Raw genomic sequence first — 15,752 nt, forward strand, 5'->3', positions numbered from 1 at the left:
CCCAACAGCTTTGCCGGTTTGCCAACGGCCAATGCATGCGCGTAGCCAGTTGTGACAGGGCTCAACGGATGTATGCCAAAACGTTGCAAACGCGTGGCGGTTATGGCTATTTGCATGAAGGCTGGCTGGAACGGATCCAGCACGATATTCAGCGCAGCTCCATCTTGCGCAATCTTTGAATCGAGGACGTTTTCGATGAGCTACGAAAGCATTTTGTTGGACATTCACGGGCATGTTGGCCTGATTACACTCAATCGACCGCAGGCGTTGAACGCCCTCAATGCGCAGCTGATCAGTGAAGTGAATCACGCGCTGGATGAGTTGGAAGCCGATAGCGCCATTGGTTGTATCGTCATCACCGGTTCAAAAAAAGCCTTTGCGGCGGGTGCCGACATCAAAGAAATGGCCGACCTGACTTACCCGCAAATCTATTTGGAAGACCTGTTTTCAGACAGCGATCGCGTGGCGACCCGCCGTAAACCCATCATTGCGGCTGTGGCCGGATTTGCCTTGGGCGGCGGCTGTGAATTGGCGATGATGTGCGATTTTATCCTGGCCGGTGACAACGCCAAATTTGGTCAGCCTGAAATCAATCTGGGCGTACTGCCCGGCATGGGCGGTACCCAGCGTCTGACCCGTGCCGTGGGTAAGGCCAAGGCGATGGAAATGTGCTTGAGTGGACGTTTGATCGGTGCTGAAGAGGCTGAGCGTTCCGGTCTGGTGGCACGCGTGGTGCCGGTTGATGAATTGCTGGACGAGGCGCTGAAAGTGGCGGCGCTGATTGCCAAAAAATCCTTGCCGGTCTTGATGCTGACCAAGGAAAGCGTCAACCGTGCGTTTGAAGTCAGCCTGTCGGAAGGCGTGCGTTTTGAGCGCCGGGTGTTCCATTCGCTGTTTGCGACCCAGGATCAGAAAGAAGGCATGGCGGCGTTTGTCGGTAAGCGTGAGGCTGAGTTTAAAAACCACTGAGTGTGCGCGACGGTTAGGATTAGCGACTGCTTTGCAGTCGGACTTAGCCTCGCGGAGCTCGACAACTGCTACGGATTTTGCTCGCGATCAGGTGATTTTGATCTGGCTTTTGATCCAGGTGCCCCGTTAAACCACGTGCAGTGGTTTGCGGCGCCTCGTCGCAGCGGCAAGAACTGCGGCCACTCAGCGCGTCATACCCGCAAAATCCGCCCACTGATGGCCACGGCAACTAGCAGTGTGGCAATCAACAAAAAGGCAGTGCTCAAACTGCTGGCATGGGCAATAAAGCCGATGGCCGCAGGGCCCGCCAAAATGCCCGCATAGCCCAATGTCGTAATGGCCGGTACGGCGATACTGGCGGGCATCAGCGTTTGTTTACCCACGGCGGTATACAACACCGGCACGATGTTGGAACAGCCCATGCCAACCAGCCCATAACCGACCAGCGCAACCTGCCAGCTTGCGGCGAGTGTTGCCAATATCAACCCAGCGGCAGCTAACAACCCACCCAAGACAATGACCCGGCGTGCCCCCAGATGGCTGACGATGGTATCGCCCAGCAACCGTCCCGCGGTCATGGTCAGCGCGAAAGCGGCATAACCCAGGCCTGCATAAGCCTCATCAATCTGTTTGTCGGCGGTCAGAAACACGGCGCTCCAGTCCAGCATCGCGCCCTCTGCCAGAAACACCACAAAACAGAGTAAACCGATAAACAGCACTACCCCGTGCGGAACAGCGAAGGCCGGGCCGCTGCTTTCGCTGCCATAGGGCAACAGATGCGGTGCCGCTTTGATCAGGGCCGCGAGGATCAGCACAATCACCACCGCAATCGCCCACAGGGGCGTCAACCCTAGCGCCAGCAGGGCGCTGACCCCGGCGGCCCCGGCAATCCCGCCCACACTGAACAGACCATGAAAACCCGACATCATCGTGCGCCCGCTGGCGCGCTCGACGATGACCGCTTGCAGGTTAACGGTAGAGTCAACCGCGCCCAGACCTGCGCCAAACAAAAACAGGGTGGCGATCAACAAGGGGACTGAGCTGACCGTGGCCAGCAACGGCAGGGCCAGACAAAGCAATACCGTGCCTGCGCTGAATACACGTCGACAGCCGTAACGCGTCGCGAGCATCCCGGAAATGGGCATGGCCAGAATCGAACCGGCCCCTAGGCACAGCAACAACAACCCCAGCGTGGCTTCATCCAGTCCGGCACGGGCCTTGGCGTAAGGCACCAGCGGTGCCCAGGCCGCAATGCCAAAACCGGCAATGAAAAAGGCAATGCGGGTGGACATCTGTTCGAGACGGCCTGGCACAACAGGCGTTTGGGTGTTGATGGCGGTCATGGGCGTCCTTGTCGATATACAGTTTGGCCTGCTAGAGAGTCTCTACAGGGTGTGCAAAACCCGTGTAGCCGCTGAGGAGCAGCGCGAGGCTGCGATCGGTCGCGAAGCGATCGTAAACCGGACACTGCCGTTTTATCAGCTGTACCGGATTGAATGGTTTTACGACGGCTGCGCCGCCGATCGCAGCCTTCGTTCCTCGGCAGCGGCTACGGGACGCGCCCCGAGTCAGACTTGCAACAAGCGCTCCCTGAGCTTGCCGATTTCATCGCGCATTTGCGCTGCCGCCTCGAATTCCAGATCGCGGGCCAGCGCGTACATTTTTTCTTCCAGTTGGCGAATACGCTTGCTGATCTCGCTGGGCGAGCGCAGTTCGTTTTCGTACTTGGCGCTTTCTTCGGCGGCCTTGGCCATGCCTTTGCGTTTTTTGCTGCGCGATCCGGGTACCACCGCGCCTTCCATGATGTCAGCAACATCCTTGAACACGCCTTTAGGCGTGATGCCGTTGGCCAGGTTGAAGGCGATCTGTTTCTCGCGACGTCGCTCAGTCTCGCCAATGGCTCGTTCCATCGACCCGGTAATGCGGTCGGCGTACAGAATTGCCCGGCCGTTCAGGTTTCGCGCCGCACGGCCAATGGTCTGGATCAATGAGCGCTCGGAACGCAGGAAGCCCTCTTTATCGGCATCCAGAATCGCCACCAGTGACACCTCGGGCATGTCCAGGCCTTCGCGCAGCAGGTTGATCCCCACCAGCACGTCAAACACGCCCAGGCGCAGGTCGCGGATGATCTCTACGCGCTCCACCGTGTCGATGTCCGAGTGCAAATAGCGCACGCGCACGCCGTGGTCGGCCAGGTAGTCGGTAAGGTCTTCGGACATGCGCTTGGTGAGGGTCGTCACCAGCACGCGTTCTTCCAGTGCCACCCGTTTGGCAATCTCGGAGAGCAAATCGTCCACCTGTGTCAACGCCGGGCGGATTTCGATTTGCGGGTCGACCAGACCCGTAGGGCGCACCACTTGCTCGACCACGCGGCCCGAGTGTTCGGCCTCATAGTTGCCGGGGGTCGCCGAGACGAAGATGGTTTGCGGGCTGATGCGTTCCCATTCATCAAAGCGCATGGGCCGGTTGTCCAATGCGGATGGCAGGCGGAAGCCGTATTCCACCAGCGTTTCTTTGCGCGAACGGTCGCCTTTATACATGGCGCCGACTTGCGGCACGCTGACGTGGGACTCATCAATGACCAGCAGGGCATCAGCTGGCAGGTAATCAAACAAGGTGGGCGGCGGCGCGCCGGATTCGCGACCCGAGAGGTAGCGCGAGTAGTTTTCAATGCCGTTGCAATAACCCAGCTCCATGATCATTTCCAGATCGAAACGGGTGCGCTGTTCCAGGCGCTGGGCTTCCACCAATTTGTTGTTGGCGCGCAAGTACTCAAGGCGCTCCTGAAGCTCTTGCTTGATGCCTTCTACCGCATCGAGCAAGGTCTCGCGCGGGGTCACATAGTGGCTTTTCGGATAGAAGGTAAATCGCGGCATTTTGCGGATGACTTCGCCGGTCAGCGGGTCAAAGGCGCTGATGCTTTCGACTTCGTCATCGAACAGCTCGATGCGCACGGCTTCCAGGTCGGATTCGGCCGGGTAGATGTCGATCACGTCACCGCGCACGCGGAAGGTGGCACGGGCGAAGTCCATGTCGTTGCGGGTGTATTGCAGGTCAGCCAGACGGCGCAGCAGTTCGCGCTGGTCGAGCTTGTCGCCGCGATCCACGTGCAAGACCATTTTCAAATAGGTCTCCGGGCTGCCCAAGCCATAGATGCACGACACGGTGGTGACAATGATGGCGTCTTTGCGCTCCAGCAACGCCTTGGTCGCGGACAGACGCATCTGCTCGATATGGTCGTTGATCGACGCATCCTTCTCGATAAAGGTATCGGAGGAGGGCACATAGGCTTCGGGCTGGTAGTAGTCGTAATACGAAACGAAGTACTCCACCGCGTTGTTCGGGAAAAACGCTTTGAACTCGCCATACAACTGCGCGGCCAGCGTCTTGTTCGGCGCCAGCACCAGCGTCGGCCGGTTCACATGGGCAATCACGTTGGCGATGCTGAAGGTCTTGCCCGAGCCCGTTACACCGAGCAGGGTCTGGTGCGACAGACCGGCTTCAATGCCCTCGATCAATTGACGGATGGCTTCGGGCTGATCGCCTGCGGGCTCAAAGCGGGTAACGAGCTGAAAATCGGACATATCTGACCTCTGGGTTCGCCTCTCTACACACATTGACCGCAGAGAAACGCGAAAGACTGCATACGACGCACGCCGCAGGAAAAAACAGGATACGGCTTTATATGGAGTTCATGGCTGATTGTTTCAAGGCGCGCGTCTGACACGGCAGGTTGGGCGGGGAATGCAATTAGACCAGTGGCCTGTCAATAAATTGAAATACTTGGGTAAAAACCGACATTAGTCTGTTGCCCGATTCGTGATCGGCCTTATACTTGCTCCCCGTTTGTGCACCGCTCTAGTGCAATCGGCTGGAGCGTTGTCACCCCCTCCATACTCCATTCAGAGCCGCCGTAATAATGAGCCTGTTCTCCGCTGTCGAAATGGCACCACGCGATCCTATCCTGGGCCTCAACGAAGCATTTAACGCCGATACTCGTACCAACAAAGTCAATTTGGGGGTCGGTGTTTATTGCAACGAGGAGGGACGAATTCCACTCTTGCGTGCCGTTGTCGAAGCCGAAACGATCCGGGTTGCTCAGCACGCCTCGCGCGGCTACTTGCCAATCGATGGCATCGCTGCCTACGACCAAGCTGTTCAGACGTTGCTGTTTGGTGCGCAGTCCCCTTTGTTGGCGGCTGGCCGAGTGATTACCACACAAGCGGTAGGCGGAACGGGCGCGCTGAAAATTGGTGCGGACTTCCTCAAGCAATTGCAGCCGAACGCCGTGGTTGCCATCAGCGACCCAAGCTGGGAAAACCACCGTGCCCTGTTTGAAACGGCGGGCTTCGCGGTACAAAACTACCGTTACTACGATGCCGCCAGCCATGACGTCAATCGCGCGGGCATGCTAGAAGACCTCAATGCCCTGCCAGCCGGTTCCATCGTGGTGTTGCACGCCTGCTGCCACAATCCGACCGGCGTTGACCTGACCCCGGCCGACTGGCAGAACGTGCTGGACGTGGTCAAGGCCAAAGGTCTGGTGCCGTTCCTCGACATGGCCTATCAAGGCTTTGGCGACGGCATTGATGAAGACGCGGCGGCGGTACGTCTGTTCGCTGAGTCGGGCCTGAGCTTCTTTGTTTCCAGCTCGTTCTCCAAATCGTTCTCGCTGTATGGTGAGCGCGTTGGCGCATTGTCGATCATCACCGAATCCAAAGAAGAGAGCGCGCGCGTTCTGTCCCAGGTCAAGCGTGTGATCCGCACCAACTACTCCAACCCGCCGACCCACGGTGCAAGCATTGTGGCAGCCGTGCTCAACAGCCCTGAGTTGCGTGCTCAGTGGGAGGCTGAGTTGGCTGAAATGCGCCTGCGTATTCGCGGCATGCGTTTGCAGATGGTTGAGCTGTTGGCCAAGAAAGCCCCTGAGCATGATTTCAGCTTCGTTGCCCGCCAGCGCGGCATGTTTTCGTACTCGGGCCTGACCGTTGAGCAAGTGGCACGCCTGCGCAGCGAGTTCGGTATTTACGCGCTGGACACGGGTCGCATCTGCGTGGCTTCGTTGAATCAACGCAACATTGAAGCGGTCACCGACGCCATTGTTCAGGTGATCTGAAAACTGCAAAGAGAAGTCATCCGAAGTGTTGACTTCTCTTTTTAGATCAGTAAGATAGACGCCATTCCGCGATAGCTCAGTTGGTAGAGCAAATGACTGTTAATCATTGGGTCCCTGGTTCGAGTCCAGGTCGTGGAGCCAGACGTTAAAAAAGCCGCTAGCAATAGCGGCTTTTTTTTGCCCGCGATTTGAGTGCTGCGGCACCGTTCATCACGCGCAACACCTTGCTCTTGAAAGGGCTGGGCCGTTATTGTGCTGAATCCTTTTTGTCATCCACGTCACCGGCTATGGCTGAGCGACCTCAATGGATCTGTTGTGATGAATGTTGCGCGTACGGTTGTCCGCCCGATCAAGGCGGTGATTTTTGATATGGACGGGTTGCTGCTGGACACCGAGGGGATTTACACCGAGGTAACGCAGATGATCGCCGAGCGTTATGGCCGCACTTATGACTGGGGTGTCAAACAGCACATTATCGGGCGCGGCGCATTGGATCTGGCCCAGTTTCTGGTCAAGGCGCTGGAGCTGCCGATCACGGCGCAAGAGTTCCTGACGGTACGTGAGCCTTTGCTCAAAGCGCGTTTTCCCTTGGCGCAGTCGATGCCGGGAGCTGAAGCGCTGGTGCGGCATTTGAAGGCGCATCACATCCCGATTGCCGTCGGCACCAGTTCATCGGCCCATTCCTTTGAGCAGAAAACCACCCTGCATGGCGAATGGTTCGGGTTGTTTGACGCCATCGTCACGGCTGACGACCCCGAAGTGGGGGCCGCGAAGCCCGCGCCGGATATTTTCCTGACTGCTGCCCGACGCCTTGGTGTGGCTCCCGAAGACTGTCTGGTGTTTGAGGATTCACCCTTTGGTGTGACCGCCGCCAAGGCTGCAAACATGAGGGCGATTGCCGTGCCGGATGAAGCCATGGCGGACAGCAAGTACCACCACGCGGATCAGATTATCCGCAAACTGGAAGACTTTGATCTGGCGGCGCACGGTTTACCGCCACTGCGTTGAGCCTCGACCTGCAGTCGCAGCCTTGGTCAGCGACTGCGGGTGATTACCGAGGAAGCTTGGCCAGTGCTTCACGCAACTCATCAGCATTGGCAAATTCTTTTTGCGCAGTGACAACCCTGTTATCGAGCTGCAACCACAGTACGTTGTCTTCGGCACCGGGGTATTGCGCAGCAACTTTGCCGTCACGATCAAGTACAACGCGGTAGTTATAGTCACGCATGGCCGGGATGGCGATGAGTTTGCCGATCAGAGAAGGCATGCGCTGAATGTCGGCCAGAAACACGACGTGGCGTGAATCCAGGTAGTCTTTGGGCTGATCTTGCAACGCAGCCTTGACCAGTTTGGAGCCGTCCATGTTGCGCGCCACTAGCAGAACGCGGGTTTGGGTATCCAGTGTGTAGGGCTGGTCGTGTTGGTCGCTCAACGTCCAGGGGGTCAGACGCTCGCCGATGCTGGCCGCTTGGGCCGTCAGGGTGATAACGCTCAGTAGCAATACAATGGCAATTCTCATCGTTAATGTCTTCTTCAGGGAGGGAGTGGCAAGTCCACCAGGGGTGCAGGGTAGCTGTGTTTCGCCATGCTCTGGCAACGCAGGCGAACGTTCTCGGGCATTAGCAGTCGGATCGCAGGCAGGGTTTTAGCAGAGTGTTGCAGCCTGCTCTATCATCGATTCAGCCTTTTCAACAAATTGTGACAAACAAGGTATGTGTGGAATGGCCAATTGGCTGCGATGTGAAGGTTTGATGGCTGACAAAATCAGACGCCATGATTGGGCGAGTACGTCGCTCGGCCCTTTACACGCTTGGCCAGACGTGTTGAAAACCACGGTTTTGTTGATGCTCGACTCACACTTTCCCAAGTCGATTGTCTGGGGCCCCGAGCTGATCACGATTTATAACGACGGTTTTCTGCCCATTCTGGGCGACAAGCCTGAAGCGCTGGGGCGACCCTTCAGTGATGTCTGGGAAGAGGTCTGGGGTGAAATCAAGCCCATCGCCGATGCGGCCTTTGCCGGGCATGCCACCTATATCGAGAACTTCCCGCTGGTGATTAAGCGCACTCACACGCCGGAACCTGCCTATTTCACCTTTTGCTACAGCCCGATCCGTGATCCCTCAGGTAACGTAGTGGGCATGTTGGATACGGTGACTGAAACCACCACGACGGTGCTCTTGAGTCAGCGCTTGGCAGTGCTGGATGCCATTGCCAGTGCGGTCGTTAACCTGACCAAGCCTGAAGAAATATTGGCGACCACCATGGGATTGACGGCCGATTACCTGAAGGTGACGCATTTCGCCTACGCCGATATGGAAGCCGATGAAGATGCGTTTTTCATCCGTGATAACTGGACCGCCCCGGGGGCGGCCAGCATCGTGGGGGCTTACCGCTTAAGCGACTTTGGCCAGATGGCAGTCAGTCGGCTGCGTGCGGGTCAACCTTTGGTCATTAATGACCGGGCGAAGGATCTTTTACCGGATGCCGCTGCCACTTTCGCAGCGATGGGCATTGCGGCCACGATTTGCCTGCCTCTGATCAAAGGTGGACGTCTGACCGCCTTGATGGCTGTTCATGATCAAAGGCCGCGCGTGTGGACGACCTTTGAGCTGGGGTTGCTGAGCGAAGTGACAGAACTGTCATGGGCGCATATCGAAAGGGCGCGGGCCGATTCGGCGGTACGCGAAGGGCTGGCGGAGCTGGAGCTGCTCAATACCACGCTGGAGCAACGGGTGGAGGAGCGCAGTGCGCGTTTATTGCAAACCGAGGCCGCGCTGCGCCAGTCGCAAAAGCTTGAAGCCATCGGCCAGCTCACCGGAGGCGTGGCTCACGACTTCAATAACCTGCTGACCATCATTCGGGCGTCGGTGGACTTTCTGCGCACCCCCAACCTGTCCGCTACGCGTCAGGCGCGCTATATGAATGCCGTCTCGGACACGGTGGATCGGGCCAGCAAGCTGACCAGCCAACTGCTGGCCTTCTCCCGGCGCCAACCGTTAAACCCGCAGGTCTTCAATGTGGGGGAGCGCATCCGCTCCATCGGCGAAATGCTCGATGCGCTGACCGGCGCACGCATACAAGTCAATGTCGAGCTGCCGGGCCAGCCCTGCTATATCAAGGCGGATTCCAGCCAGTTTGAAACCGCGTTGGTCAATATTGCCCTGAACGCCCGCGACGCTATGGAGGGGCATGGCCAATTGGTCTTACGCCTTGAGCAGGGAATAGCACTGCCCTCTATCCGCGGGCATGCGGGTTCCAGTGGAAAGTTTATTGCGGTGTCATTGCATGACACGGGTACAGGTATTTCGGCGCATACCCTTGAGCATCTCTTTGAGCCCTTTTTTACCACCAAGGAAGTGGGAAAAGGTACAGGGCTGGGCTTGTCTCAAGTGTTCGGGTTTGCCAAGCAGTCGGGTGGCGATGTGGATGTGTCGAGCGTGATTGGGCAAGGCTCAGTGTTCACTTTGTACCTGCCGCAAGTGGAGGTTGAAGCGATCATCCCCACCCGCGTCGATGAACCTGAAGTCGCCTCGCTAACAGCCGCGCAGGGCCAATACCGGGTACTGGTGGTGGAAGACAACCTTGAAGTGGGCGGGTTTGCCAATCAGATCCTCCAGGACCTGGGCTACGAAACCGCGTGGGCTGCCAATGCCGAAGAGGCGTTATTGATGGTTGGGCCAGAAGCGATGGCCTTTGATGCGGTCTTTTCGGACGTGGTGATGCCCGGCATGACCGGGGTGGCGCTGGCCGGGGAGTTGCGTCGGCGCCGTGCACAACTGCCGGTGATTCTGGCCTCCGGTTACAGTGAAGAGCTGGCCGAAGGCGGTTATTCTGCTTTTGAGTTTCTGGCCAAACCCTATTCGGCCGATCAATTGGCGCGGGTGCTGGCCAGAGTGCTAAGCAAGGGCTGAGGCGACAGTCCACGCCGTTTTCAGGTATACAAGGGGTACCATCCGCTGTCAGAGGATCTGCCCCGATGCCACGTCTCACTGCGAAAGACTTTGCCCCGCAATTGCTGGAGCTGTACGACTACTACGCCCACGGACGCATCAGCCGGCGCGAATTTCTTGACCGGGCAGCGGTGTTCACGGCCGGAGTCAGCGCCTTGTCGGTGCTGGGTGCGCTTAGCCCCAACTATGCCCTGGCTGAGCAAGTGGCCTTCACTGATCCGGATATAGTGGCTGAGTACATCACTTACCCCTCGCCCAAAGGGCATGGTCAGGTTCGCGGTTATCTCGTCCGGCCAGCGAACGCCAAGGGTAAGGTGCCGGCGGTTGTGGTGGTCCATGAAAACCGCGGCCTTAATCCCTACATCGAAGACGTTGCGCGGCGTTTGGCCAAACAGGGCTATATGGCGTTGGCCCCAGATGGCCTGTCGTCCGTGGGTGGGTATCCGGGCAATGATGAGGAAGGCGTAGCCCTGCAAAAAACCGTCGATCCGCAAAAGTTGATGAATGACTTTTTTGCCGCCATCGAATGGTCGATGCAGCACGAGGCAAGTACCGGAAAAGTCGGGATTACCGGTTTTTGTTATGGCGGCGGAGTGGCCAATGCGGCGGCGGTGGCTTATCCCGAACTGGGTGCAGCCGTTTCCTTTTACGGGCGCCAACCGGACGCAGGCGATGTGAGCCGTATCAAAGCGCCGCTCATGGTGCATCTGGCCGAGCTGGATACGCGCATCAATGAAGGCTGGCCCGCTTATGAACAAGCGTTGAAAGCCAACAACGTCACGTACCAGGGATATATTTATCCTGGCGTGAATCATGGCTTTCACAACGACTCCACCCCGCGCTACGACGATGCCGCAGCCAGGCTGGCCTGGGACAGGACGCTGAGCTGGTTTGGCAAGTACCTGTCTTAACTGTTCTTCTTCTGAAGGCTTTTAAGGCGAGCCGTCGCGCGTTGTACGGCGGCCATTTTTTCGGGCCGCTTCATGCGCTTCCATTTGCGGATGTCTTCTTTGTTGCGCCCGCAACTGATGCACAGGTCGCCGCTTAGCTGGCACACGGCGATACATGGGTTTTCAATGTCCTTTGCCATTCAGCGTTTGTGCGACAAACGTTTTGGCCAGTCACCGCCACAGGCCCGCTGGCATTCTTCTTCGGAATCGAAGTACACGTGGGCGGCGGCCTTGCGCACGTTGATTTGCGCATTCTTCAGTGCTTTTTCAGTCAGTTCGGCCATGTAGCTTGCTTCCCCATCCGCCAGGGCGAAGTCTTTACTGACCTGAGTGTCGAACACCCATACGATTTTGAGGCTGGCAGGGAAGGCGGCGTAGTCGACCACGTGGGTCAGCCAGACAAAACCGTTGATTTGCCCTTTGGCTTTTTCGCAGGCTTCGGTCAGGGATTTAACCAGGCGTCGTTCAATTTGTGCCTGATTACGGGTGCTTAAAGACATGGGTGAATCCTGTTGGCGGGTGAGGCAAAGCCGCGATTATACCCATATGCTCGACTATAAGCGTCACGCGCGATGATTCGCGACCTTGGTGCAATTGCGTTTACGTCCAAAGTGCCACCTGAGGTAATATGTCGCGGCCTTTCGCTGGGCACCTTGGATTTCAAGGCCCGCGCAAGTGCTCGTCAGGGAGTGGAACGTGGCTACAGCGCAAGGGAGTTGCGTGATCCACAGCATAAATGTCACCCAAGTAGCTGAAGCCAAAATCAATAAGAGATCAGCGCCCAAGGTACATAAAAGTGAGGTCCGGAGTGTGTAGGGGCCTCTTATGTCTGCCCAGGTTATCGGGCAGATGGCGTTTTATCTTAGGTACGACAACATGTTAAAAAAAATGAACAAGGGGCTACTGGGCTTGGCGCTGAGCATGGGGCTTGGCTCCGTGCACGCGGCTGAAACCAAACACGTTGATGTCTTGCTGATCGGCGGTGGCATCATGAGTTCCACCCTTGGGGTCTGGCTTAATGAGCTGGAACCAGGTCTGTCCATGGAGATGATTGAACGTCTCGACGGCGTTGCCCTGGAAAGCTCCAATGGCTGGAACAATGCGGGTACGGGGCACTCGGCGCTGGCCGAGCTGAACTACACCCCGGAAGACAAGAACGGCAACGTTGAAATCCCTAAGGCCATTGAAATCAATGAAGCCTTTCAGATTTCGCGTCAGTTCTGGTCCTGGCAGGTCAAAAACGGCGTGTTGAAAAACCCGCGCTCGTTTATCAACTCCACGCCGCACATGAGCTTTGTGTGGGGCGATGACAACATCAAGTTCCTCAAGAAGCGTTACGAGGCACTCCAAGCCAGCCCATTGTTTGCCGGCATGCAGTACTCCGAAGACCCGGTTCAGATCAAGAAGTGGGTTCCGCTGATGATGGAAGGGCGTGACCCGAACCAGAAAGTGGCGGCCACCTGGTCGCCTATCGGCACTGACGTTAACTTCGGCGAGATCACCCGCCAGTTTGCGGCTCACCTGCAAGCCCAGCCTAACTTCTCGCTCAAGTTGTCGAGTGAAGTCAAAGACATCACGCGCAACGAAGACGGCACTTGGCATGTGGTGTACAAAAACCTGAAAGACGGCACTGAAACTGCCACTGACGCCAAGTTTGTATTTATCGGCGCAGGCGGTGGTGCCTTGCACTTGCTGCAAAAGTCCGGCATTCCTGAAGCCAAGGAATACGCAGGCTTCCCGGTAGGCGGCTCGTTCCTGGTGACCGATAACCCGACCATTGCCGAGCAGCATTTGGCCAAGGCTTACGGTAAAGCTTCAGTGGGCGCGCCGCCGATGTCGGTTCCGCACTTGGACACCCGCGTGCTGGATGGCAAGCGCGTGATTCTGTTTGGCCCGTTCGCGACCTTCTCGACCAAGTTCCTGAAAGAAGGTTCGTACTTCGACCTGCTGACCAGCACCACGACGCACAACATTTGGCCAATGACCAAAGTCGGTATCGAACAATACCCGCTGGTTGAATACCTGGCCGGTCAGTTGATGCTGTCGGACGAAGACCGTTTCAATGCACTGAAAGAGTACTTCCCGAACGCCAAGACTGAAGACTGGCGCCTGTGGCAGGCCGGTCAGCGCGTGCAGATCATCAAGCGTGACGAAGAGAAGGGCGGTGTGCTGAAGCTGGGCACCGAAATCGTCAGCGCCAAGGACGGCAGCATTGCCGGTCTGTTGGGCGCATCGCCAGGTGCGTCTACCGCTGCGCCGATCATGTTGACCGTGCTCGAAACCGTGTTCAAGGACAAGGTGGCGACCCCTGAGTGGCAAGCCAAGCTGCACCAGATCGTGCCGAGCTACGGCACCAAGCTGAACGGTTCGCCTGAGCGTGTTGCGCAGGAGTGGGCGTACACCGCCGACGTTCTGCAACTGACGCCGCCGCCGGTTATCCCGGCTGCAGCGACTGCCCAAGAAGTACCTGCTGAGCAGGCCGCGCCTGCACCAAGCAATCCAGCGGCCGACATGGCGCTGTAAAAAAAGAGCCCCGCCTGACGCTGTCGGGTGGGGTTGCTTTTATCGTTTCACCTCGCATTAACGTCCTCGCACTACCTCCCTTACTTCACTGGGTGCCGAACAAGGCCGTCCAGTAAATCCCCGCATCACTTTTTGGGTCTAGCGCATAGGCCGCGCCCAACTCGCGAAACTGCGGGTTCATCACATTGGCGCAATGACCGGGGCTGGCCAGCCAGCCATCGACGACCTTGCGCGCGGTGTCTTGACCGGCGGCGATGTTCTCACCGATCTGTTGACCACTGTAACCGGCCAGCTCGGCACGATCGCCCGGCGTGTGATTTTCGCGATCTTTGTGATCGAAGTAATTGTTATTGGCCATATCCCGCGAGTGGGTCTCGGCGGCGGTTGCCAATGTACCGTTCCAGGTTAATGGCGTCGTCGCAGCAAAAGCCTGAGTGCCGCATTGACGGGGTTGATTGCGAGCGCTATTGATCTGCTCAAACACCTTCTGGCCCTCAGCCTGTGCGTCGCCCAAACCGCGGGCGAGCAGAGGGCGAGCCAGTACGATGCGCCAGTCTCGTTGATCATGGCTGATGCCAATATCGACAAATTGCGGGTCGAGCACGACGCGACAGAAGCTTTCCTGAACCGCCTTCATAGCGGCTTGCGCATCGCGCGGGCCGGACAGGCTAATGGCCTGCACGCTGACCATCGGATAGGCGGCTTGCTTGAGAGCGTCCTGCAAATTACCAAAGCCCGTTACGGGCAATATCAGGCGTGTGTCTGCCGTTAACGGCGGCAATTCTTGCGAAGACTGGCCGGCGCACGGTTGGCTCTGGCTGCGCCAGGCATTGATCGATGAGATGAGTTGCGATTCTTCACTGGCCAGCGCCGGCGCACCAAACGCCATCACCAGCGTCAAGACGCAAAGGCGAGTCAGGGGGGTGTAACGCATAAAAGAGTCCTTTTGAAGCAAGGCGCCTATCATGCGTTATTTCACCCGGGCAGGGACAAGGCTTTTTAGCCTTGGCGCTCGGCCACAAAAGCTTTGGCCTTGGCGGTCAACTGGTCGATCTGCCGATCACGTTTCTTTTCCGCATCGAGCATGGCTTTTTTGCCGTTGCGTTGCAGCAGGTACGTATGAATTTGCCGCACTTCGGTCGAAGTGTAGATCGGCGCCACATCAAGCACGCCCATCAAGCCGTCGCTGCTGTGGTCGAGGGTGTTCATTAGCACTTGCGGGCCGCGGCTGCCGATGACTTGAAAACCCATGGCTTCGAAAGCACCGACTTTGCTTACGCGACACGTCAGTTCAGTGTGCGGGTAACGGCGCACGACGTCGTTGACCAGTGCCTGAAGGACACCCAGGTGCCGGTGGCTGGCGCGCTCGGCCATGTAGGCAATGCCGCAGGCGTGTGGATCGTCCTTGACCGGTAAGTACAGGGCAAAGCCGGTCACGGTGTCGGGGTCGTGTTCGTCGGTGGCGACAATCAGCTCGACCGCGATGCCCTTGGCCCCGCCCAGCGCCTCCAGATACAGGTGTACTTCAAAGCCGATGGCGTATTGGTAGATGCTGTAGAGCAGATTGCTCGGCGCGATTTCCATTGCGCTGATGTCGGTGAGGTGATCGACCACCAGTTGCAGGATCTGGCTGTTGATCGCCTCGCCCGGCGGCGTATTGAAGTGGGTAAGGGGGCTCATTTAACGCTGGCTCATCCAATAGCTGTGCAGCGCCAGTGCCGCCGGCGCCAGGTCTGTAACCCGTTGCTGGTGAGCGGCCACGTCCAGATCATGCGGCAATTCAAAGTTGTCCTGTTCGGCGCAGTCGCTGATGGCTTGCAACAGTACCGCCTGCACGGCGGGCAGGGGTGACCAGTTGCCCACGGCGACACCGCGCAGGTAGCCGAAGCACCATTCTTCGGCCAGTGTGACGGTTTGCCCCAAATGCTCGGTGTGTTCAAAGCGCGGGGTAAAGGCACTGCGGTGTTCTGCCAATTGGCGGGCCAGGGTGTTGATATGGCGCACGCTCAACTCAATCAGTTGCTTGGCATCGTCAGTGGTTTGCCACTCAGGGTTCAGGCCACCCCAGATCCCCGGGAACCATTCGGCAATGTCCAATTGTGTCGGGCTTGAAACCAGTGCGGTGAAGTAGCCGTCAAGCTCACACGCGTTGAGCACAGAATGGTCGTCGCCATATTTGAGCAGGATTTCGTCGAAGAGGTCGAATTCAGCGGCGGTCAGGGGAAGGTTTTGCACGGGCGG

Annotated in this window: 14 protein-coding genes and 1 tRNA gene; 7 read left to right on the forward strand and 8 right to left on the reverse strand. The window is 57.7% G+C overall.

What is annotated here, in order from left to right:
* Window positions 1-195 precede the first annotated feature (195 nt).
* On the forward strand, window positions 196-969 hold the full coding sequence (locus tag ACI7MX_RS08245) for an enoyl-CoA hydratase (RefSeq protein WP_314490431.1): 774 nt from the start codon (window positions 196-198) through the stop codon (window positions 967-969).
* Window positions 970-1,160: 191 nt separating this feature from the next.
* On the opposite strand, the gene ACI7MX_RS08250 is transcribed toward ACI7MX_RS08245, so the two are convergent.
* Both ACI7MX_RS08250 and uvrB read right to left on the reverse strand, forming a co-directional pair.
* Window positions 1,161-2,312 carry an MFS transporter gene (locus tag ACI7MX_RS08250; RefSeq protein ID WP_314490428.1) on the reverse strand — a complete coding sequence of 384 codons (1,152 nt, stop codon included), beginning with the start codon at window positions 2,310-2,312 and terminating at the stop codon, window positions 1,161-1,163.
* A 225-nt stretch (window positions 2,313-2,537) separates the two neighbouring features.
* Window positions 2,538-4,553 carry an excinuclease ABC subunit UvrB gene (gene uvrB, locus ACI7MX_RS08255; protein WP_122782298.1) on the reverse strand — a complete coding sequence of 672 codons (2,016 nt, stop codon included), beginning with the start codon at window positions 4,551-4,553 and terminating at the stop codon, window positions 2,538-2,540.
* A 335-nt stretch (window positions 4,554-4,888) separates the two neighbouring features.
* Between uvrB and ACI7MX_RS08260 the strand changes: the two genes are divergently transcribed.
* The 3 genes from ACI7MX_RS08260 to ACI7MX_RS08270 all read left to right on the forward strand — a co-directional run bounded on the left by ACI7MX_RS08260 (window position 4,889) and on the right by ACI7MX_RS08270 (window position 7,093).
* The gene (locus tag ACI7MX_RS08260) at window positions 4,889-6,085 is read left to right on the forward strand and encodes an amino acid aminotransferase (protein WP_405590461.1); all 1,197 of its coding nucleotides are present in this window, start codon (window positions 4,889-4,891) and stop codon (window positions 6,083-6,085) included.
* A 65-nt stretch (window positions 6,086-6,150) separates the two neighbouring features.
* A tRNA-Asn gene (locus ACI7MX_RS08265) sits at window positions 6,151-6,226 on the forward strand.
* Between the two features lie 177 nt (window positions 6,227-6,403).
* Complete coding sequence (locus tag ACI7MX_RS08270; protein WP_314492500.1) at window positions 6,404-7,093, forward strand: HAD-IA family hydrolase; 690 nt, start codon at window positions 6,404-6,406, stop codon at window positions 7,091-7,093.
* A gap of 43 nt (window positions 7,094-7,136) precedes the next feature.
* Here ACI7MX_RS08270 and ACI7MX_RS08275 read toward each other — a convergent pair whose 3' ends face one another.
* Complete coding sequence (locus tag ACI7MX_RS08275) at window positions 7,137-7,604, reverse strand: FAD/FMN-containing dehydrogenase (RefSeq protein ID WP_405590458.1); 468 nt, start codon at window positions 7,602-7,604, stop codon at window positions 7,137-7,139.
* Window positions 7,605-7,806: 202 nt separating this feature from the next.
* Here ACI7MX_RS08275 and ACI7MX_RS08280 point away from each other — a divergent pair, with 202 nt between their 5' ends.
* Together ACI7MX_RS08280 and yghX are read left to right on the forward strand one after the other, a co-directional pair.
* Window positions 7,807-9,999, forward strand: a complete 2,193-nt coding sequence (locus ACI7MX_RS08280) for a response regulator (protein WP_405590456.1) — start codon at window positions 7,807-7,809, stop codon at window positions 9,997-9,999.
* A 65-nt stretch (window positions 10,000-10,064) separates the two neighbouring features.
* The gene (gene yghX / locus ACI7MX_RS08285) at window positions 10,065-10,949 is read left to right on the forward strand and encodes a YghX family hydrolase (protein WP_405590453.1); all 885 of its coding nucleotides are present in this window, start codon (window positions 10,065-10,067) and stop codon (window positions 10,947-10,949) included.
* Here the strand turns inward: yghX and ACI7MX_RS08290 are convergent.
* Together ACI7MX_RS08290 and ACI7MX_RS08295 are read right to left on the reverse strand one after the other, a co-directional pair.
* Complete coding sequence (locus tag ACI7MX_RS08290; protein WP_314492513.1) at window positions 10,946-11,128, reverse strand: DUF1289 domain-containing protein; 183 nt, start codon at window positions 11,126-11,128, stop codon at window positions 10,946-10,948. The genes yghX and ACI7MX_RS08290 overlap by 4 nt on opposite strands.
* On the reverse strand, window positions 11,129-11,488 hold the full coding sequence (locus ACI7MX_RS08295; RefSeq protein WP_153380421.1) for a hypothetical protein: 360 nt from the start codon (window positions 11,486-11,488) through the stop codon (window positions 11,129-11,131). It lies immediately after the preceding gene.
* A 376-nt stretch (window positions 11,489-11,864) separates the two neighbouring features.
* Here ACI7MX_RS08295 and mqo point away from each other — a divergent pair, with 376 nt between their 5' ends.
* Window positions 11,865-13,511 (forward strand): malate dehydrogenase (quinone), encoded by a 1,647-nt coding sequence (gene mqo / locus ACI7MX_RS08300; protein WP_405590449.1) that lies wholly within the window; start codon window positions 11,865-11,867, stop codon window positions 13,509-13,511.
* Between the two features lie 85 nt (window positions 13,512-13,596).
* Here mqo and ACI7MX_RS08305 read toward each other — a convergent pair whose 3' ends face one another.
* The 3 genes from ACI7MX_RS08305 to ACI7MX_RS08315 all read right to left on the reverse strand — a co-directional run bounded on the left by ACI7MX_RS08305 (window position 13,597) and on the right by ACI7MX_RS08315 (window position 15,746).
* Window positions 13,597-14,445: a CAP domain-containing protein gene (locus tag ACI7MX_RS08305; RefSeq protein ID WP_314487207.1), complete on the reverse strand. Its 849-nt coding sequence runs from the start codon at window positions 14,443-14,445 to the stop codon at window positions 13,597-13,599.
* Window positions 14,446-14,510: 65 nt separating this feature from the next.
* Window positions 14,511-15,191, reverse strand: coding sequence for a GNAT family N-acetyltransferase (locus ACI7MX_RS08310; protein WP_405590446.1), 681 nt, complete (start codon window positions 15,189-15,191; stop codon window positions 14,511-14,513).
* Window positions 15,192-15,746 (reverse strand): UPF0149 family protein, encoded by a 555-nt coding sequence (locus ACI7MX_RS08315; RefSeq protein ID WP_314487212.1) that lies wholly within the window; start codon window positions 15,744-15,746, stop codon window positions 15,192-15,194. It abuts the gene before it with no gap.
* Window positions 15,747-15,752: the final 6 nt, after the last annotated feature.

The sequence above is a fragment of the Pseudomonas sp. 2024-210 genome, from assembly GCF_045062345.1.
Lineage (GTDB): Bacteria > Pseudomonadota > Gammaproteobacteria > Pseudomonadales > Pseudomonadaceae > Aquipseudomonas.